This window comes from Kyrpidia sp. (assembly GCF_023512215.1).
In the GTDB taxonomy this organism is placed as follows: Bacteria; Bacillota; Bacilli; order Kyrpidiales; family Kyrpidiaceae; genus Kyrpidia; species Kyrpidia spormannii.
In genome coordinates, this window is sequence record NZ_JAILZZ010000005.1 from 94,270 (window position 1) to 113,041 (window position 18,772).

19 protein-coding genes are annotated in these 18,772 nt (G+C 58.9%); 7 read left to right on the forward strand and 12 right to left on the reverse strand.

Translation table 11 applies throughout. The features are described from left to right. Nucleotides 1–68 precede the first annotated feature (68 nt). On the reverse strand, nucleotides 69–1,553 hold the full coding sequence (locus K6T64_RS03765; RefSeq protein ID WP_288008607.1) for a TPR domain-containing glycosyltransferase: 1,485 nt from the start codon (nucleotides 1,551–1,553) through the stop codon (nucleotides 69–71). A 237-nt stretch (nucleotides 1,554–1,790) separates the two neighbouring features. Between K6T64_RS03765 and K6T64_RS03770 the strand changes: the two genes are divergently transcribed. From K6T64_RS03770 to K6T64_RS03780, 3 genes are all read left to right on the forward strand, one after another. Beyond that, nucleotides 1,791–2,006 (forward strand): hypothetical protein, encoded by a 216-nt coding sequence (locus K6T64_RS03770; RefSeq protein ID WP_288008609.1) that lies wholly within the window; start codon nucleotides 1,791–1,793, stop codon nucleotides 2,004–2,006. 84 nt (nucleotides 2,007–2,090) lie between these two features. Continuing rightward, nucleotides 2,091–2,840, forward strand: a complete 750-nt coding sequence (locus K6T64_RS03775) for a response regulator transcription factor (protein WP_288008611.1) — start codon at nucleotides 2,091–2,093, stop codon at nucleotides 2,838–2,840. Nucleotides 2,841–2,937: 97 nt separating this feature from the next. After that, nucleotides 2,938–3,642, forward strand: coding sequence for an SCO family protein (locus tag K6T64_RS03780; protein ID WP_288008613.1), 705 nt, complete (start codon nucleotides 2,938–2,940; stop codon nucleotides 3,640–3,642). A gap of 130 nt (nucleotides 3,643–3,772) precedes the next feature. Here K6T64_RS03780 and K6T64_RS03785 read toward each other — a convergent pair whose 3' ends face one another. The 3 genes from K6T64_RS03785 to K6T64_RS03795 form a co-directional block, all read right to left on the reverse strand. Next, nucleotides 3,773–4,360, reverse strand: coding sequence for an HD domain-containing protein (locus K6T64_RS03785; RefSeq protein ID WP_100668464.1), 588 nt, complete (start codon nucleotides 4,358–4,360; stop codon nucleotides 3,773–3,775). 14 nt (nucleotides 4,361–4,374) lie between these two features. Continuing rightward, nucleotides 4,375–5,046, reverse strand: a complete 672-nt coding sequence (locus tag K6T64_RS03790) for a DUF1054 domain-containing protein (RefSeq protein WP_288008614.1) — start codon at nucleotides 5,044–5,046, stop codon at nucleotides 4,375–4,377. Between the two features lie 65 nt (nucleotides 5,047–5,111). After that, nucleotides 5,112–6,104: a D-2-hydroxyacid dehydrogenase gene (locus K6T64_RS03795; RefSeq protein WP_288008615.1), complete on the reverse strand. Its 993-nt coding sequence runs from the start codon at nucleotides 6,102–6,104 to the stop codon at nucleotides 5,112–5,114. Between the two features lie 170 nt (nucleotides 6,105–6,274). On the opposite strand from K6T64_RS03795, the gene K6T64_RS03800 reads away from it, so the two are divergent. Both K6T64_RS03800 and K6T64_RS03805 read left to right on the forward strand, forming a co-directional pair. Next, nucleotides 6,275–6,778: a low molecular weight protein-tyrosine-phosphatase gene (locus K6T64_RS03800; protein WP_100668467.1), complete on the forward strand. Its 504-nt coding sequence runs from the start codon at nucleotides 6,275–6,277 to the stop codon at nucleotides 6,776–6,778. Between the two features lie 153 nt (nucleotides 6,779–6,931). Then, nucleotides 6,932–7,990, forward strand: a complete 1,059-nt coding sequence (locus K6T64_RS03805; protein ID WP_133121301.1) for a peptidase MA family metallohydrolase — start codon at nucleotides 6,932–6,934, stop codon at nucleotides 7,988–7,990. A 266-nt stretch (nucleotides 7,991–8,256) separates the two neighbouring features. Here K6T64_RS03805 and K6T64_RS03810 read toward each other — a convergent pair whose 3' ends face one another. The 6 genes from K6T64_RS03810 to bioA all read right to left on the reverse strand — a co-directional run bounded on the left by K6T64_RS03810 (nucleotide 8,257) and on the right by bioA (nucleotide 15,394). Then, a complete protein-coding gene (locus tag K6T64_RS03810) occupies nucleotides 8,257–8,481 on the reverse strand; it encodes a hypothetical protein (protein WP_288008617.1) in 225 nt (74 codons plus the stop codon). Between the two features lie 134 nt (nucleotides 8,482–8,615). Beyond that, the gene (locus K6T64_RS03815) at nucleotides 8,616–10,790 is read right to left on the reverse strand and encodes a heavy metal translocating P-type ATPase (protein ID WP_288008619.1); all 2,175 of its coding nucleotides are present in this window, start codon (nucleotides 10,788–10,790) and stop codon (nucleotides 8,616–8,618) included. A 355-nt stretch (nucleotides 10,791–11,145) separates the two neighbouring features. Continuing rightward, on the reverse strand, nucleotides 11,146–12,174 hold the full coding sequence (bioB, locus tag K6T64_RS03820; protein ID WP_288008622.1) for a biotin synthase BioB: 1,029 nt from the start codon (nucleotides 12,172–12,174) through the stop codon (nucleotides 11,146–11,148). Next, a complete protein-coding gene (gene bioD, locus K6T64_RS03825; protein WP_288008625.1) occupies nucleotides 12,171–12,881 on the reverse strand; it encodes a dethiobiotin synthase in 711 nt (236 codons plus the stop codon). The genes bioB and bioD overlap by 4 nt, the downstream gene beginning before the upstream one ends. A 3-nt stretch (nucleotides 12,882–12,884) precedes the next feature. Beyond that, nucleotides 12,885–14,042 (reverse strand): 8-amino-7-oxononanoate synthase, encoded by a 1,158-nt coding sequence (gene bioF / locus K6T64_RS03830; RefSeq protein ID WP_288008637.1) that lies wholly within the window; start codon nucleotides 14,040–14,042, stop codon nucleotides 12,885–12,887. Beyond that, the gene (gene bioA / locus K6T64_RS03835; protein ID WP_288008627.1) at nucleotides 14,042–15,394 is read right to left on the reverse strand and encodes an adenosylmethionine--8-amino-7-oxononanoate transaminase; all 1,353 of its coding nucleotides are present in this window, start codon (nucleotides 15,392–15,394) and stop codon (nucleotides 14,042–14,044) included. Before bioA ends, bioF begins: the two co-directional genes overlap by 1 nt. A 242-nt stretch (nucleotides 15,395–15,636) precedes the next feature. On the opposite strand from bioA, the gene K6T64_RS03840 reads away from it, so the two are divergent. Both K6T64_RS03840 and K6T64_RS03845 read left to right on the forward strand, forming a co-directional pair. Beyond that, nucleotides 15,637–16,212, forward strand: coding sequence for an RsfA family transcriptional regulator (locus K6T64_RS03840; protein WP_288008630.1), 576 nt, complete (start codon nucleotides 15,637–15,639; stop codon nucleotides 16,210–16,212). 292 nt (nucleotides 16,213–16,504) lie between these two features. Further along, entirely contained in the window at nucleotides 16,505–17,506 is a 1,002-nt protein-coding gene (locus tag K6T64_RS03845) for a hypothetical protein (RefSeq protein ID WP_288008632.1), read from the forward strand. A gap of 213 nt (nucleotides 17,507–17,719) precedes the next feature. Here K6T64_RS03845 and K6T64_RS03850 read toward each other — a convergent pair whose 3' ends face one another. Beyond that, nucleotides 17,720–18,295, reverse strand: coding sequence for a manganese efflux pump MntP (locus tag K6T64_RS03850; RefSeq protein ID WP_170086254.1), 576 nt, complete (start codon nucleotides 18,293–18,295; stop codon nucleotides 17,720–17,722). Between the two features lie 198 nt (nucleotides 18,296–18,493). Next, the coding region (locus tag K6T64_RS03855) for an RNA-guided endonuclease InsQ/TnpB family protein (protein ID WP_288008634.1) at nucleotides 18,494–18,772 on the reverse strand (279 nt) is incomplete at its 5' end.

Here is an 18,772-nt window from a genome sequence, read left to right on the forward strand (position 1 = left end):
CAGGAGGACCAGCGTTCCTTATCGCTGGCCCTGGCGCATGGAAATCCGCGGTTTCAAGCAACCTGCTTTCACCGATTCTGGGGAGGATTATCGGGTTGCAGGATCTGTCGGGCCTGCTGGTGAATGAGGGCGATCTGCTGGGCAATGGCTTCATCGTAACCCGGGCACTGGCCGTACAAATCCGTGTACCGGGCGTTCGCCTCGGCGATCCGCCCGGTCAGCCCGCATATGTTCGCCTGGAGGAGATCGGCTTTCCAAGCGTGAATATCCGCATCTAAGTTGACCAACCCGGCGTAGTTGTCCCCTTGGGCCCGAAGGCGGCGCAGATCCTCTTCGGCAGCCTGGAGTAGCTGCTTCGCCTTTTCCACCCGAACATGGGCCAAGTAGTAGTGCGAATCTGGAAACTGGGGGTCTGTTTCCTGCATCCGCTCGGCCACCCGCTCCGCTTCGTCGTAGGCGGACTGAAACAGATACGCCTGAACCAACAACCTCTGGATCTCCAGAAGCGCCCCGAATCCAGGCGTGGTCTTGGCCCGTTCCTCCGCAGCCAGGAGAAGGCTCGTCCCTTTTTTGACGTCGCCGGCGGAAAGGACTTCCCGCCCCAGGTACATCAACCAGGTCGGGTCTGCGGGTTCTTCTTGCACCATTTGGTTCAAGAGGCGAATATTCCTCTGCAGCTTGGCGCGAATATCTGTATTTGCCGGATCGTAGCCGTCGTGCAGGATTCGAATCGTCACCAGGTAGTCCCGGGTTCTCAAGTCTGTGTAGCGGTTGCCTTTCACAGGAGCAATCTGTTCGTGGATCCGTCCGTGAAAGCGCAGATCCCCTCGCCGGGGGAACAGGCGGGGAACGTTCATGGCGATGGAAGTCGTGGAGCCCAGGCGGTTGATAATCATCGGATGAAGAACCGGAGTTGGTGTGACGGCATCCAGCATGGCGGCAGCTTCCCGGATCAACGGTTTATCATCGGGGTGCACCCATTCGTCGGCATCGATCCAAAGCACCCAATCGGCAGCGATGTTGTCAAGACCAAAATTCCGCGCTGCGGCAAAATCATCGTTCCACGCATAAAACAGGACCCGCACGCCCGGAAAAGTCTCGGCAACGGCGACCGTGTCATCGGTGGAACCCGTATCCACCACCAGGATTTCGTCCACCGCCCCCTTCAAACTTTCCAGGCAACGGCCGATGCTCCGGGACTCATTCTTCGCCACAATCACCGCCGCAACCGTCGGAACCCGCGGCCAGGCCAAAAGTTGCTCCACGATTGGGTGACTGCGACCGTTATCCAAGATCGGGTCTCCTTCTTCAGCCGGAGCATTCCAGCGGGCCAGTTGTTTTTGCGGATGAAACAAGTAAGCCCTGCGAAACGCCTTTCGTGCGGAGGTGCCGTATCCTTGGCGCAACAGGGCTTCCCCCAGGATCTCCCATGCCGTCGTATCCGCCGGGTCAGCCCGGAGTGCCTTGAATCCGAGTCGCTCGACTTTGATCCAGTCTTTCTCCTCCAGCGCCCGGCGCATTTCCTCATGAAGCGGAACCATCGGCCCCCGCATGCACGTCCCTCCATCCCGGGTTTCACCGGCTTTAGGCGAAGATCCCGGTCAATTTCACCTTCCTTCTTATGAAACGCCACTTGACAGCGGTCGTCAAGCCGGGCCCTCGTTCACCCGCGGCGCTGATCCACGCCAAGTGGCGTCGAATTTTTCATTGACAATCATTTTTGAATACGATAACGTACAATTACGGATGGGTGACTCTTCTCATGTCGTGCCATAAAGGTGATCTGAATTGTGAATATTCAGTTTATTCTTGCCATGTTTGTGGTCGTCGCGGCCGTGATGGTAGCGGCCGGTGGACTGATTTCATTATATAAAACGGATCAAGCCACAGCCTTTCAAGGCATCCTCGATCTATACGGGCCGAACCTGGCTCCAACGAGGTTCCGTTCCTCTGAATGGGGAATGGGAGTTTTACTGGAAGCAATTGCTGACCCCGGCGGATTTTGAACCGGGCCATCTTTCCCTTGTACCCGCCTACATACAAGTACCCCGGACCTGGCAGGGGCAAAGGGCGAAGGGAGGGATCCCAGGATGAAGCCGAATCCTTCGGTACTGGTCGTCGATGACGACCCGGAAGTCAGGGCACTGGTGGAGTTGTACCTCAACCGCCACGGTTACCGGACGAGTACGGCGGAAACGGGCCGCCATGCTTTGGACTTCTTGAAACGGGAAAGTCCCGACCTCCTCATCCTTGACGTCGTGCTCCCGGATGTCAACGGCGTGGAGTTGTGCCGGGCCATCCGTCGGTATTCGGACGTACCTGTACTATTCCTCAGTTGGAAAGGCACTCCAGACGACATCATTGCCGGCCTCGACAAAGGCGGGGATGACTACGTGACCAAACCCTTCGACCCGATGGTCTTGGTGGCCCGGGTCAAAGCCCGGCTGCGGAGGGCGAAGGTTGAACGGGAAGAAACCCCACGGCCTCAAACCTTATGCTTCGGAAATGTGGAAATCGACTTCCGCTCCTACAACGTCCGGGTCGACGGCCGACCTGTGGAGTTATTCACAAAAGAACGGCAGCTACTGTTTTTCTTGGCCCGGCATCCAGACCAGGTGTTTAGTCCGACCCAGCTCCATCACCACGTTTGGGGATGGGATGCGCCAAGCGACGAGCGGACGGTGCCGGTCCACATCAGCAACCTGCGGAAAAAAATCGAACCGGATCCCAGCCGCCCCATCTACATCCGGACCGTGCGAGGATTTGGATATCGATTTTCTCCACGGGAAGACAATGGCACGGGGTGCGAGAACCCTGCCACGAAATTGAAACAAAAATAGCCCGTTTGAGCCACGCCGGCCCAGGTGAGACTTGATACCATCGGACTTGGAAGATGTAGCCGGATCCTGAATTTGATGACGGAAAGGGTCGGTGACCGTGAAAAGATCGATTTCAAAACGTCCCAGGGTTCGTCGTGCGGCCCTGTGGTGGGCGGCTGGTTCTGTGGCTGCCACCGTCCTTGCGGGGTGTGGCGCCACCGCGGGCCCCGACAGCGGCACGGCGGCCCAGGGGCAGGGTGGAGCCGGGGGCCAGGCTGGAGTCATTCAAAACACTCCCCAGGCCCAGGACCTGCGCCAAGCCAACTGGCACATTCAACCGTACCAAGCGACCGATCAGGACGGAAAACCGTTTAACACCGATCAGATGAGAGGAAAGATCTGGTTAGCGGACGTCATTTACACCAACTGCCCCACCATGTGTCCGGTGATGACGCCGAACATGGCCCAGGTGCAGAAAAAATTAAAAGCGGCGGGAGCCTCGGCGGAAATCGTGTCCTTCAGCTGCGACCCCGATACGGACAAACCCGAGGTCTTGAAAAAATACGCCGAACGCTACAACGCCGATTTAAAGATGTGGCATTTTGTTACAAGCCCTGGGTTTGATGTCACGAAGGATTTCGTGTTCAAAAGCTTCCATACATCTTTGACAAAAAATCCCCCGGAGGTATCCGGAGGCATCACCATGTACAACCACACGACTCAATTTTTCCTGATCAATCGCAACGGCCAAATCGTCAAGATGTACGACGGTATGAAGCCTCCCATCGACCAGATCGTCCAGGACGTCAAAGCCCTTGAATGACATGGGCGCTCTTCGCCCGCGATCCATTCCCAGTATATGCCGGACATCAAAGCTGCGGAGTTCCTCGTGATGCGAAGTCGTTCGCAACCCGAAACGAGTGCGGCCGGGACCCACCCCGGCCGCCGCCGTGTCAACTCCCCGTTCCGGAAGCCTGGGTGCCCTCCAGTCCCAGTTCCCGGGCCGCGCCCTTGAGAGCCTCGATGACAAACCCGATGTGTTCATCGAGATCCACCCCCAACTCCTCGGCGCCCCGGCGCACATCCTCTCGGTTGACCCCTTTGGCGAAGGCCTTGTCCTTCAATTTCTTTTTCACGGCCCGAACATCCACATCGTAAATACTTTTCGTCGGTCGGACCAAAGCCACGGCGGTGATAAACCCGGACAGCTCATCACAGGCGTACAGACACTTGTCCATCAGGTGGTCCCGGGGCACGCCGAGATAATCCGCGTGGCTGAGAATCGCATGGATGACATCCTCCGGGTAGCCTCTCTGCCTCAGGATCTCGGCGCCCCGGGTGGGATGGTCCTCGGGAGATGGCCAGCGGTCGTAATCAAAGTCGTGCAATAGACCCACAATCCCCCATTTTTCCTCATCTTCCCCATACTTGCGGGCATAGGCTCTCATGGCCGCCTCTACGGCCAAGGCGTGTTTGATGAGATTCGGGTTTTTCGTGTACTCGTTCAACAGTTCCCACGCTGCCTCGCGATCAAGTGACATCGTATGTGCCTCCTTTATCGGGCCGACCCCGTACGGGATGATGGTTCCCCGGCGGAATGGGCGCCCGGAATCACGGCTTCATAAAGTGGGAATAGTTCCAACAGCACAGTTTGGGCGAGGCTGAGAAACGACTCGCCTTTCACTAGAGCCGGCTCCTGTCGGTCGAGCCGGCGGCCCACTGCCAAACCGGCTGATTTTTTCTCCAAGGCCACGCCGAGCTCTTTGAGGCCACCTCCGTCGAGCCGAGGCCAGGGCCGGTCCGGCGCCCCGTCCCGGTGCAGGGCCCACAGGTAAGAAGAAGGCACGAGCGCGGCAGCCTCCTCCCCGTGCTCCCGCAACCACCGGGCAGCTTCCGGCTTGTCCTCCGCTTCGGGTTTGATCACCAACCGCACAAACACCTCTTCAGCCCCAATTCCCACTTCAAAATGTGCATATCGTTTATACCCCCGGGGCGAACGGGAGAGTGCCATCCACGTCTCGTCGGGAGGGTTAACCTTGCGCCGGGCATGAGCTGCAACATGGGGGTAAAAAGACACCCCGGTCTCCCGGGACAGCCGAGGGGCCAACTCGTCAGCCAGCGCCGTCAACTTCGGCCGCACCCGGGAACGAATCGCCTCCATCCGCTCCTCGAACTCCGGGATCGAAAAGACGGCAAAATCTTCCGCTTCAAAGCCGTTGAACGCCACCGCCAACCCTCCTTTTCCGCGTCCAGGCTCCATCCGGCGACCACGCCTGGCCTCGTGGTGACGGGTCAATACCCTTTGCGGGAATCCACCCGGTTGACCCATTCCCCGGCCCCGGACAAGTACACCTGGAGATTCTTTAGGAAAATTTCCAGTGCCCGGTCGTTGTAATAAGGCGAGAGACCCGAGATATGAGGGGTGAGCAGGCAATTCTCCAGTCCCCAAAAAGGATGGTCCGAAGGAAGCGGTTCCTGTTCAAACACATCCAGGGCTGCCCCGGCAATCCACCCTTCGGTCAATGCCCGCAGAAGAGCCGGTTCATCCACGACGCCGCCCCGGGCCATGTTGATCAAAAACGCCGTCGATTTCATTCGCCTCAATTCCGCCTCCCCGATCATGCCCCGGGTCTGGGCTGTGAAAGGGACGAGCACCACGAGATAATCCGCCCCGCCCAAAAGTTCATCCAATCCATCTTTTCCGGAAAATACACGATCGAAACCATCCACGGCCCGCCCGCTCCGGTTATGGCCCCATACCGTCAACCCGAAGGCCCGGGATCGCGTCGCCAAATCTTGGGCAATCGCTCCGGTCCCCAGCACCCCGAGTACCTTGCCTCCCAGCTCGTCCACGCGAAGCTTGCGATCCCAGACCCGCTCCCTCTGAAGGCGGGCGAACTCCAGGAGCCGGCGGCTGTGCATGAGCATAACGCCCAGGGCGTGCTCGGCCATTTGAGGGCCGTGAACCCCCCGAGCATTGGTCACCACGATCCCCCGCCGATCCAGTGCCGCCAAGGGCATCCGGTCCACCCCGGCGGAAAACACCTGGATCCACCGTAGGCTCTTCATCTGCTCCACCCGACGATCATCCAAATCCATCCCGTACGTAATCAGGACTTCTATCTCGGCCAGATCATTCCCCATCTCTTCCAAGCCCTGCACTGTCCGGATTTCCACCCCGGGAAAAACCTGTTTCACCCGCTCGCCATGCTTGGTTTTTAACGGCACAGTGCTCACCACGTTCAGTCGCCTGTGAGTGCTCGATTCCGTTCCGCTTTGCCCCATCGCCTCCGCCTCCTTTCCGGTCTCCCCACCACAGTGTTGCCCGTCCCGACCCGACGCCACCCCGCTCCCGGGGGACCGTCGCGAAGAAGCTCTTCCCTACGGGTCTTGAACTTGTTACCATGAAATAAGAATAGCAAAAACACCGCCGAGGGGCGAGAAGAGGTGGAGGCTTGATCCGGGTTTTATTCGTGTGTCTTGGGAACATCTGTCGCTCGCCGATGGCCGAAGCCGTTTTCCGCCGGCAGGTCGAGGAAGAAGGTCTGTCCGGGTGCATCTCCGTAGATTCTGCCGGGCTGGGCACTTGGAACGTCGGGGATCCGCCCCACCCCGGTACCCGCCGGGTCCTGGATGCCCGGGGCATCTCTTGGGAAGGCCACCGGGCGCGGAAGGTGTCCCGGTCCGATCTGGGCCGGTTCGACTATATCGTCGCCATGGATGAGGATAACCTCGCAGGATTGAGACGGCTTGATCCCGCGGGCGAGTATCTCCACAAGGCGTCACTGCTGCTCGACTGGGCACCGGAAACAGAGGTGCGCGAAGTCCCGGATCCCTTTTTTACCGGGACGTTCGAATACGTCTACCGGTTGGTGGAGGCCGGATGCCGGGGATTATTGGAACACATCCGAACGGTGCACCGCTGCGATCCTGGACCCGGAGATCTCACCCCGGAATGAACCTGGCAAGACACCATCACCACAAATTCACCATAAGAATTTTATCCTTTTCCCCTAGGACACTTTCTTCTCACAAGTGGTCGTCACCTGGTAGAATAGAGCCAAGAACAAGTTTCACGTAGGGCAAAGGTGTTCGGTTAGGAGGTGGGCCCGTTGAAAGGACTGTGGCTAGGGGGAATCATCCTGTTATTGAGTCCATTTCAACAGGTGGGGGCGAACCTGCAGAATGTCGAGGTTCCTCCGGCGGTAGCCCAGGTCATTCAGCACATTGAAGATCTTGCACAGCAAGTCGATGAGACATGGATTACCATCTCTAATATGCTGGAAAGCGGCCAGGCCACTCCCGATCAGATCAATCAACAGCTCGACCAACTCTCCCAGGAACTCAACCAGCTGCACCAGGCATTAGTCGACCAGTCACTGGCCAGACAGATCGGGATCCACCGATTGCCGCCCGAGCGGGCAGGATCCCCGCAATCTGTATCGGGAATCAATATCATTCCCGGGGATGCCAGGGTCTCCCGGGGAGCGTTGCAAGCTGCGGCAGATCTCGTGAAAAACGTCTCTCTGCCGATCTTGAAAAACGAATTGGGCCAACAACCCCAGAGGGCGCAGGTCGTACTGTTTTCCACCCCTCGCACTTATGGTAGTGCCTTGGCCCGGGCTGGTGTCGATCCGAACATGATTCCCCAGATGGTGGCCCATACCGGAGGTGTCACCGTGGGAAACGACATCTGGCTGCCCCTGTACCCCGTTCAGGCGGAATCGGATCTCGCCAACGTCCTCACCCACGAGTTGACCCATGTCACCCTCAACGAGATGGGAATTGGCGATCAACTGCCGGTGTGGATCAATGAGGGCATCGCTTGGTATGATGGGACCCAGGCCCAGGCCCAACTGGATCCGCAAAAGGTGACCGCTCAGGATGAGGCAATGATCCAGCAACTCCGGACTGTGGCTCGCCGGGGGGCACTGTTGCCCCTCTCGGCCGGGGAAGGGCAGATCATCCAGGCTCCCTATAATGTGGAGTGGCAAGACTATCTGGCGGTGCGCCAGCTGCTCAAAGACGGAGGAATGGAGAAGTTCCGGTCGTTCCTGCAGGACGTTGCCACTAAAGGTGTGGACCAGAGCTTCCGAGATCATTACCAGATGGATCTCGGACAGTACGAGAACCAAGTGGAGTCCGCCCTGGTGGCCGCTTTGCAGGGATAGTTCGTCGGTCAGAGGGGGCGGGCGTCACCCGTCCCCTCGCGCCACCGAGTCAACATTTGGCAGTTCGCCAATCTTACCGAAATGGCCCATGTACCCAATTCCCAACCTTCAAACGATAAAATTGTCCTTCATATCCCTTCATCGGCTTGGTCTTGGGATGATGACAGGGGTTCACGCTTAATGATTCGATCGCTTGTAGGATTCGTTTTGCCGTGACTTTATCCAACTTTCTAATAACCTTGCTGGCCTCTTTCGCGAACAGCAATTCATAACCCGAGGTCACGCTTCAAGTCCTCCAACGGTATGGCTTCACGTTTCATCAATTCTTGCCTGCCTTGTTCAATGGCTCGAATATCCTCTGGCGTCAACAGATCGTCTTCTTCGTCAAGCTGATTTTCCAATAGCCACGACAAAAAACTTTTTGCAACCAATTTATTTTTATCGTTCAAATGCTTGATCAATTGTTCCAGCTCTTGCTCAAGAGCACTCATGGTGCTGACCTCCCCGGTGAAATTCACGATCTTACCACAGATCCATTATAGCAAAATCGCCCTAAAGTGTCCGACGGCCCGGTGACCATCACTGTTACCTTGAGCTGGAGGATGTCACCTCATGCCGCCCCGATTCAAATTCGCACCCGTTTGAGGCGCAGGGCACCCAGCACCACCATCACGGAACTGAAAGCCATGGAGGCTCCGGCGATGAGGGGGCTCAACCAACCCGCAGCCGCAGCGGGGATGCCGATGATGTTGTACCCCAGGGCCCAGAACAGGCTTTGGCGAATGTTGCGCAAGGTCGCCCGGGAGAGGCGGACGGCGCGAACCACCCCCTCCAAACCGGTTCCAATGAGGGCTACTTCGGCGGCGTCCAGGGCCACGTCCGCTCCCGTCCCCACGGCGATGCCCACATCGGCCGCCGCCAGGGCCGGCGCGTCGTTGATGCCATCCCCCACCATGGCCACTTTCCGACCTCTTTTTTGATACTTCCGGATCACCCGGACCTTATCCTCGGGAGAGAGTTCGGCCAGAACGTGGCGAATCCCGACCTGCCGGGAGACGACCTCGGCGGTATGCCGGTTGTCCCCGGTGACCATGACCAACTCGATCCCCATTTCTTGCAGCGCTTTCACCGCCCGACGGGACTCCTCCAATAGAACATCGGAAACGGCGATCAAACCGGCCAATCGGCCATCCACCCCCACCTGGATCACAGTCTTGCCTTCTGACTCCCAGAGATCTTTCTCAGGGGGGACAACTCCTTCCACACCGCATTCCTCCAAGAACCGCCCGTTCCCGATTACCACCGTCCGCCCTTCCACGACGGCCCGCACTCCCCCGCCTCCTGAGGACACAAAACCCTCAGGCTCCGGGAGCGGCCCCAATCCAGTAGCCCCTTCTGCCAGGATTCGCCCAAGGGGATGTTCCGAAGGCCCTTCGGCCGAAGCAGCGAGGCGAATGAGGTCATTCCGCGAGCGAAGGGGGCCCGGTCGAATCACCCGCACATCTGTCACCGCAGGTCGCCCCCGGGTAAGAGTCCCGGTTTTGTCCAGCAGCATCACCTGAACCCGGTGCAACTGCTCCAGCGCCTCCCCGCCCTTAAAAAAGATTCCCATCTGCGCCGCCCGCCCGGTTCCCACCATCACCGCGGTGGGGGTCGCCAAGCCGAAAGGGCACGGGCAAGCGATCAGAAGAACGGCCACGGCGTTCATGAGGGCGGTGGGGAGTGCGCTGGTCGTGCCGCCGCCCGCAAAAAACCACACGCCGAACGTCCCGACGGAGATGGCGATCACCGCCGGAACAAACACATTGCAAATCGCATCCGCCAACCGCTGGACCGGGGCCTTCGACGCCTGGGCCTCTTCAATGAGCCCGATGATCCGCCCCAAGGCAGAGTCTGCGCCGACCCGCTTCACCTGGATCCGGAGAGTCCCCTGTTGATTGAGCGTCGCCCCGTACACCAGATCCCCCGCCCTTTTGACGACGGGGAGCATTTCCCCCGTCATCATCGATTCATCCACATCCGATTCTCCGGCCACCACCCGACCGTCCGCCGGGATTTGCTCCCCGGGTCTGACCACCACCACGTCCCCCACCTGGAGTTGCTGGACCGGAACGTCCCGCTCTCCCTGGGGGGTCCACAGGTGGGCAAATTTGACCTGGAGGGAAACGAGCTCGGCCAGGGCGTCGGCGGTGCGGTTTTTTGCGTGAGATTCGAGAATTTTGCCGAGTCGGACCAGTGTGATAATCAAAGCTCCAGTTTCAAAATACAAATGTCCCGACCCCCGGAGGATCATCCACACGCTGTAACCATAAGCTGCCGAAGTGCCCAAAGCCACCAGGACGTCCATGTTGGCCGAACCGCTGCGAAGGGATTTCCACGCTCCCACGTAAAAGGCCCAACCGGCGACGAATTGAATCTCGGTGGCCAAAACCCATTGCACCCGGGGATTGAGAAACGCCCTCGGGATATACGGAAAACCGGCCATATGGGCCATCACCCACAAAAACGGCAGAGACAAAATCAGGGAAAAAACAAACATTTCCCATTGACGGCGCCGATCCCCGGCCGAGTCTTTCGTCTGTTGATCAGGGTGGGCGCCGTATCCCAATTTTTCTACACGATCGATGAGCTCTTCCAGATCCACAGCCCCGGGGATGTACGTCACCGTGGCCCGCTCCAAGGCGAGATTGACGTTCACATCGAGAACCCCTTCCTGCCGTTTCACCACCCGCTCAATCCGGGTGGCGCAGGCGGCACAGTGCATGCCCGTGATCCGCAGGGTCGCTTTCTCCTTTTCCATCCCGCCGCCTCCCTCGAAAAGCCAGTCTATGTGTATTCGCCAGATGGACCAAGCTAGACCACTCCGTCCGAATTTCAAGGACAGCACAAAAAAAGCCCGTCTGGGCCGTGATGTCCGAGTTCTTCCAGCTCATACAGTTCAGTGACTGGCGAAATCTGAACATCAAGCGGACGGGAATTGACGAGAGCATGAGGAGGCGGGCATGGTATGGGCATATCTGCGACTGCCTCGGTACTCGGCGCTTTTGGACTGCTGGTTCTTCTGGGCTTGGCCGCAAAGGTGGCCGCCCTCGTGCTTCAAAGGCGGGGGGCGATGTCGCTTCCCATGTGCGGAACATCACCCCGGGCGCCGGGAATTACAGGGCACAGGTCTCAATCTCAAAACCGAGATCTTCGATCATCTTCCAATCCGCCTCGGGCAACTGCCCTTCCGTTGTCAGGTAGTCGCCGACAAAAATCGAATTGGCGGCATAGAGTCCCAGAGGCTGCAGCGTCCCCAGGTTCACTTCCCGGCCGCCGGCGATGCGGATCTCTTTTGCCGGGTGGACGTAACGGAACATGGCCAGTACCTTCAGGCAGTACCGGGGATTCAGTTCCTTTCGGCCTTCCAGGGGCGTTCCCGGAATGGGGTTGAGAAAATTAATCGGAATGGAGTCCACGTCCAAATCTTTGAGGGAGAAGGCCACATCCACCACGTCCTCTGGGGATTCTCCCATGCCGACGATACAGCCCGAGCACGCCGAGATACCGGCGGCTTTTGCCGTCTCCACCGTTTCCACCCGGTCGCCGTAGGTGTGCGTTGAACAAATCGCCTGGTACTGGTTCGCACTGGTGTTCAGATTGTGATTGTAGCGGTGCACCCCGGCGTCGGCGAGTTGCTGGGCTTGTTCCGGGGTGAGAAATCCGAGGCAACAGCAGATTTTTAGATCGGTGGTGGCCCGAATCTCTCGAACCGCTTCAACGATTCGCTCCACCTCTGAGGGGGCCGGCCGTCTGCCACTGGTCACGATGCAGTAGGTGCCGGCTTTGCGCCGCACCGCCTCCCGGGCCCCTTCCAGGATCGTCTCTTTTGAAAGGAGGGGGTATTTGGCCACGTCCGCCGTGGAAATGGCGGACTGGGAGCAGTACCCGCAATCTTCGGGACAAAGGCCGCTTTTCGCATTGAGGATCATGTTCAACTTTACTTTTTTTCCAAAATACCGTTGCCTAAGCCGAAACGCCCCGTCTAACAGGGCGGGCACGTCTTCATCCGGCGCGAGTAGAATAGCCAGGGCCTCCTCCCTGGTCACGGCTCGTCCGCTCAACACCTCCCGGGCCAGGCCCGCCCAGTTCCGCATTCCTTTCAAAGGTGTCACCGCAACATTCGCCTCTCCCCGAGTCATCATCGATCCCCTCCACGTATCGATTGAAGTATCGCTTCCAGATCCACGTGCGCCTTGACAGCGCCCAATATTTCCTCCCTCCCCGGGCGCCCGGGCAACCAGGGTACCCGGCCGAGGATCGGGACATCGGAATATTCCCGGATCAGTTCTGGGTTTGTTTGCTCAGCGACCGTGCCTCCATCCCGGCCCCCGCCGTTTAGAATCACTCCCGCCACCCGGAGTCCCGCCTGCCTGGCGTAGGCCACGGTGAGCAGAATATGGTTGACCGTTCCGAGCCCGGCCCGGGCCACGATCAACACCGGCAGGTCCGCACCCTTCGCCAGCTCGACGGCGGTAAAACCATCCGCCAGGGGGACCGTGATTCCCCCCGCTCCTTCCACGAGGACCAGGTCGTGGCGCTGAAGCCTCACATTCAAGATCTCCCGCCACATCTCGGGATCCAGCGCCACCCCTGCCCGCCGGGCCGCCAGGGCAGGGGCCAGGGGCTCCGCCAGGGTGTGCGGACAGATGGACGATTCCTCTTCCTCCAAACCGCCGAGCCATTTCAACCGGGCGGAATCGGAGCCCGGATCTCCCGGTCTGCAGCCGCTTTGCACCGGTTTCCAGGCCGTCGCTCGGAGCCCGACCTCTCGATAGAGGCCCACCAACGCCCCGGTAATCCATGTTTTTCCAACCTCCGTGTCCGTCCCGATCACCACAGCTCCGCTCACCGATCATCCCTCCGTTGTAAACACTGCCAGGATCCGATCCACATCTTCCATCCGGTGGGCGGCGGTCACCGTCAAACGAATCCGGCAAGATTCGGGTGGAACCGTGGGCGGGCGAATGGCCGGAGCAAAGATTCCGGCTTCGTCCAGCCGGGCGGCCAGACGCAGGGTCTCCCCCACTTCCCCGATGATGACCGGAATGATAGGGGTCGAACCCTCGGGGACCCGCCAGCCTCGTTCCCGAAGACCTGTGCGCAGTCGGGACGCCAAGGCGCGCAAATGGTCCCTGCGCCACTGCTCCTGCTCCATGATTTCCACCGCCACCAGGGCGGCGCCCACCGCTGCCGGAGAAGGGGCCGTGGAAAAAATAAAAGGCCTGGCGCGATTGATCAGGTAGTCGATGACCGCTTTCGCCCCTGCCACATATGCCCCCTCTACCCCCGCCGCCTTGCTGAGCGTCCCCATTTGAATGATTCGAGGTGCTGGGGACAATCCGTAATATTCCATCGTCCCCCGCCCGCGCTTTCCCAGCACTCCTCCGGCATGGGCATCATCCACCACCACAAAAGCGTCGTATTTTCCCGCCACCTCCAAGAGCCCGGGCAGCGGGGCCACATCCCCGTCCATGCTGAACACCCCGTCGGTATAGATCAGACGCCGGCGGGCGGGGCCGGCCGCGATGATTTTCGACTCTAAGTCCCCGGGATCCGCGTGGCGGTACACCGAGACCCTGGCCCGGCTCAACCGGCAACCGTCGATGATACTCGCGTGGTTCCACTCATCACTGAAAATCACATCTTCTTCACCGGCGAGGGTGGTGGCCAAGGCGACGTTGGCCATGTAGCCCGTGGCGAAAACCAGCGCCGCCTCGGTGCCCTTCCACCGGGCGATCCGCTTCTCCAGGGCTTCGTGCAGTTCCGTGTCGCCGCTGATCAAGCGAGATCCGGTGCTTCCCGCGCCGTACCGGATCATGGCCCTGTGAGCCGCCTCGATCAGGCGCGGATCCTGGGCCAGACCCAGGTAATTGTTCGAGGCACACATCAACATCCGGCGCCCTTCCACCGTCACCTCGGGCCCCGGAGCTGACTCGACCCTCCGCAACCGCCTGCGAAGTCCCGCATCCTCCAGGTTTTGAAGTTCTGCCTCAAGGCCGGTAGAGTCCATCACGACACAGCCCCTTCTTCCACCGCCCGGATCAGGATATCCGTCATCGCCTCCAGGTCCCCTTCCGGAGTGGCGAGAGGCGGCATAAACACCACCACGTCCCCGAGAGGACGGATGATCATCCCCTCGTCCCTGGCCTTCCGGCATACGGCAGCCCCCATGAGCCTGCGGGCGGGAAAGGGCTCCTTGGTGGCCCGGTCCGCTACGAGCTCGATCCCGACCATCATGCCCTTTATCCGAATGTCCCCGACGTGGGGATGGTCGATCAGTTTCTGAAGGCGCTTCCGGAGATACGCTTCATTCTTCTGGACCCGGTCCACCAACTGCGTTTCGTCAAATAAATCGAGATTGGCCAGGGCTGCGGCACATCCCAGCGGGTTGCCGGTATAAGAATGACCGTGATAAAAAGTTTTTTCCTCCCAGGGTTCACCGAGAAAAGCTTCGTAGACCCGGTCGGTGGTCAGGGTGGCCGCCACGGGGAGATAACCCCCCGTCAGCCCTTTGCCGCAGGTGAGAAAATCTGGGGATACCCCGGTGTGCTCGCAGGCGAACATCTTCCCGGTCCGCCCGAACCCCACCGCCACCTCGTCGGCGATCATGAGCACGTCCCACCGGGTGCACAAGTCCCGAACCTCCCGCAGAAAACCGTCGGGCATGGCAATCATCCCACCTGCCCCCTGCATTTCGGGCTCCACGATCAGGGCGGCGGTTTCCCCGCCGTGCGCCTCCAGGGTCTGGCGAAGCAGGTGAAGGCAGGCAAAGCCGCACGTTTTTGGCTCTTGGTTCAGGGGACAACGGTAACAGTAAGGGTAAGGAACGCGAACCGTTTCAAATAAAAGTGCACCGTACGCCCGGTGATATAAATCAATGGCGCCCACACTCACCGCGCCCAGGGTGTCCCCGTGATACGCCCCGGTCATGGTGATAAATTTTCGCTTTTCGGGATGGCCTATATGTTGCCAGAACTGGTATGCCATCTTGATGGCGATCTCCACCGCCTCGGCCCCGCTGTCCGAGTAAAATACTTTATTCAAGCCCGGAGGAGAGATCTCGATCAACCTTTCCGCCAATTCCACCGCCGGCACGTTGAGTTGCCCAAGCATCGTGCAATGGGCGATTTTCCCGAGCTGATCGGCGATCGCCCGATCGAGTTCCGGCACCCGGTGGCCGTGGACGTTGAGCCACAGGGAGGACACGCCGTCGTAATACCTCCTTCCCCTCACATCTTCCAGCCACACCCCCTCCCCGCGCTCCACGATCACCGGCTCCTGATCAAAAAAATCTTTCATCTGGGTGAAAGGATTCCACACGTACCGCCTACTTTTCTCTAATAAGCCGAGATATCGTTCCACCCCATCGCCCCCTATTGTTAACTCAAATAAACATAATGGTTAACATCCGAGGCTTATGATACCAGATTGTCGAGTTCACGCGCAATCCGGGGTGACATTTTCATTGGCTGTTTCATAGATATAGAGAAAGAAGTGGGGCATTTTCTCAAAGAAATCGGAACATCGGCGATAGGTTCTGTATGCGATCGACCGGGAATGGCTATACCAATAGTAACGAAAAGGAAAGATATGGAGGCGAAACCATGGAAACGGTAGAACGGTGGACCACGCGCTCTGACGCTTGGGCGCCCGAAGATGACAAAAAATTGGCGGACATTGTATTGCGCCACATTCGCGAGGGCAGCACCCAGCTGAGCGCCTTTGTCGAAGCGGCCAGCGAATTGGGCAGGACCCCCGCCGCCTGCGGTTATCGCTGGAATGGGATCATTCGGAAAAATTATGAGGAGGCAATTCAAGAGGCAAAGCGGGTGAAAAAAGAGCGGCTGGCCCAAACCCGGGGCCGCAGGGGGCGCCGGCGTCAGGTAGGGCACCAGTGGAACATTGATGCGGTGATCCAGTCCCTCCGAGCCTGGGAAGAGGTATTCCAAAAAATGGAGCGGGAGAACGCGGAGCTCCGGCGTACCGTCACCCATTTGGAGGATAAAGTCCGTTCTCTGGAAGAGGAGAACCGCCAACTTCGCGAGGGAGGAGCTCTGTCCCAAGCTGAACAATTACGACACGACTCCCGGGAATTCCTGGCCCTGGTGGATCGGGCTCGGAAGCTTTTCCAGGAAATCGGCGAAAAACAGCCGCCATTAGGGGTGAAAGCCCAAGAGTAAAACCTCCCGGTGGATCGGTGGTCGACTCCGCGCAACCTCACCGCCACCTCGAGGCACTGGAATTGAATTCTCCACGGCACCCATGCGGGCGGCCTCCGGGTCGCCTGATCATGCCAACCGCCGCCTTTCCTCGACAGTGGCGCAAGAAGGCGGCGGCTGGCGTTCTCCATTCCTTCCCACAAACTCCACTGGATCGTCATAATTTCGCCGGCATCTGCCCGCCCAAAGAATCGAAACGGGATACAATAAAAATGAGTGATTCCGGATTTGGACGTAAAGGAGGGCGGGGTGCGTGGCGACTGCATCCGCATGGATTCACGCCGTACTAGGTACCCTTTTTCTTCTCTTCGTGTTTTACCTCGCCGGCGGTGCACTGGCTTCATTGGCCGCAGCCGGGTACGGAGCCCGCAAGCACGACGCGCGCGGCCTCCGTTTGGCCCGTCTGGTGGTGCGAAAAACAGCGGTCCGGGAATGGCTGGTTTTTCTCCTCGGAGTCGTTCCCCCGATCATCATCGGGGTTTTCGTCCGATTGGCCGATGCCACGGCGTACATGTTGACCCAAGGTTGGCTGACGACCGTTTTCCTCCTTTTTACGGGTTGGGGAGCACTTCAGGTGTTTAAAATTCTCTTGTATAAATATCCGCGGTCTCCGAAGCTTTTCATTCCCTTCGGCATCGCCGCGGTGGTTCTTCTTCTTCCAGTTCCGGCGCTGTTCATGGTCACCGGGGAATTCGCCGCCCAGCCGGATCTGTTCGGCGGGTTCATCACTTTGATACTGGCCATGTTGCAGCCGTCGGTGCTTTGGCGGGCGCTGGACCTGACGATCACCACCGGGCTGATCGGTGGATTCCTGGTGGTCAGTATCGCTTACCGCCGTTTGCGCCGGATGGCTGCCGATTCGCCAGTTCGCCGGTTTTATCGCTGGGCCATGGAATCCGGATTACGGGGTACCATGGTTTCCGCAGCCCTTTTGGTATTGTCCGGGGCCGTCACCGTCGCTTCGTTATCTCCGAACGCCCAGGCGGCGCTGACCGGCGGGAACATCGTCCAAACCGGCTTGTTCGCCGCCGCCGCTCTTTTCCTCGTCGGGATCGCCGCCGCTTCCTGGCTGCTCAGCCGATCGAATCACGCCCGCGGTGTGGTGGGGACCCTTGGGATCCTTCTCGCAGCCATATTGGTTGTCATGGGCAGTCTCCACGCCGAGATGCGGGCCTATCAGAACGGCCCGTATTTCGGACAGGTGCCTCCGGGGTTGTACCCGAGCATTTTGCAACAGAGGATCTGCGGGTGGTGATCATGGCCGGGGGCCGGCCATGCTTTCCCCGGCTCGCAATGACGAGCCGAATCGGAATGGCGCACGGTGGAATCACGTCACCTCGGCCTTTTTTAACATCTCCGGATGGCGTTTCTCCATCTCATCCAGCAAAACATGCCCTTCTTTGACGTCCGAGCGCGAACCCTTGGTCACTGTATACGCCACAGGCAGTTCATGCTATCATCGTCCGTTTCAACCGAGGGCTTGGTGAACACCGACCAGAATGAGCAAAAATCCGGCGACCAGAGAGGAATATTTACCGAGCAGTCGTGCGAACACCCCCACGCCGATCAGGTTCCCAAACCAGATCATGATATATCCCCACATCGAAATGACCGCGGTTGTCGTCCAAATGGTCGTGGCGTTTGAAACCGTCCCACCAAAAGCACTGACAACATTTGTGAAAGACAATGCAAGACCGAGCAGTGCTCCCTGCTTCCAGTTTGGTCGTGTTTGAATCTTGACTTTTCCAGTGTGTCGGGAGATACGCGGATGAACGTATCCGGAATACCAGAAAAACAACCCTATACAAGCGAGTGCGATACAGGATGCCCACCCAGCTTGTTCGGCAGTGAAGTAATGAGAGATCAGCTTACCGGCGTACGCACCGAGAAATGCGGTGCAAAAACCAACGCCATTGACGACCGCATTAACCCGGTGAGGAAATTTGATTTTTTGACTTCCGTACGCGATTCCCACACCACAGTTGTCAAAATTCGCTCCGATGCCAATGAGATTTGCCGTAATGAACGCATTCCACCAGCTCATTTTCCCGACCCCTCCCATGACACTTCTGATAGCCCTTGCCACGATATGAGGCTGGGCCGGCTCGTGTATGGGACAGGAGGATCAAGACATGTACCTGTTTTTAGTTGACCTCCTCACCCCTTTTGGCGGGGGATTCCTTCCTGCCACCAGAGGCCTTGTTGCACCCCTTGGATCGGTCGAACGACCGACTCCCCGGCTCTACACCGGAGAACAGGCGATCCGGGCCAGTCCAGCCCGTAAAATGTTTATCGCTCCCACTGTGTCCGCATGGCCCTCATACCCGCACTGTTCACACCGGAATGTCGATTGCGTCGGCCGATTCGCCGGGCTTTTGTGCCCACATTCCGGAACCGGACAAGTCTGGCTCGTGTACGGGGCCGGTACGGCCCCCAGCCAGCCTCCCAACCAGTGGAGCTTGTAGCCCAAGAACGTTTGAAACATGAACCACCCTTGGTCCAGGATCGCTTTGTTCAGCCC

Coding starts and splice junctions, on each gene's coding strand:
- K6T64_RS03785 (WP_100668464.1), bottom strand. CDS start 4,360: ATGTCACTTGATCGCGAGGCAGCGTGGGAACTGTTGAACGAGTACACG.
- K6T64_RS03850 (WP_170086254.1), bottom strand. CDS start 18,295: ATGAGCTGGTGGAATGCGTTCATTACGGCAAATCTCATTGGCATCGGA.
- K6T64_RS03795 (WP_288008615.1), bottom strand. CDS start 6,104: ATGGGGCAAAGCGGAACGGAATCGAGCACTCACAGGCGACTGAACGTG.
- K6T64_RS03775 (WP_288008611.1), top strand. CDS start 2,091: ATGAAGCCGAATCCTTCGGTACTGGTCGTCGATGACGACCCGGAAGTC.
- K6T64_RS03810 (WP_288008617.1), bottom strand. CDS start 8,481: ATGAGTGCTCTTGAGCAAGAGCTGGAACAATTGATCAAGCATTTGAAC.
- bioF (WP_288008637.1), bottom strand. CDS start 14,042: ATGGACTCTACCGGCCTTGAGGCAGAACTTCAAAACCTGGAGGATGCG.
- K6T64_RS03765 (WP_288008607.1), bottom strand. CDS start 1,553: ATGCGGGGGCCGATGGTTCCGCTTCATGAGGAAATGCGCCGGGCGCTG.
- K6T64_RS03815 (WP_288008619.1), bottom strand. CDS start 10,790: ATGGAAAAGGAGAAAGCGACCCTGCGGATCACGGGCATGCACTGTGCC.
- bioB (WP_288008622.1), bottom strand. CDS start 12,174: ATGATGACTCGGGGAGAGGCGAATGTTGCGGTGACACCTTTGAAAGGA.
- K6T64_RS03840 (WP_288008630.1), top strand. CDS start 15,637: ATGGAAACGGTAGAACGGTGGACCACGCGCTCTGACGCTTGGGCGCCC.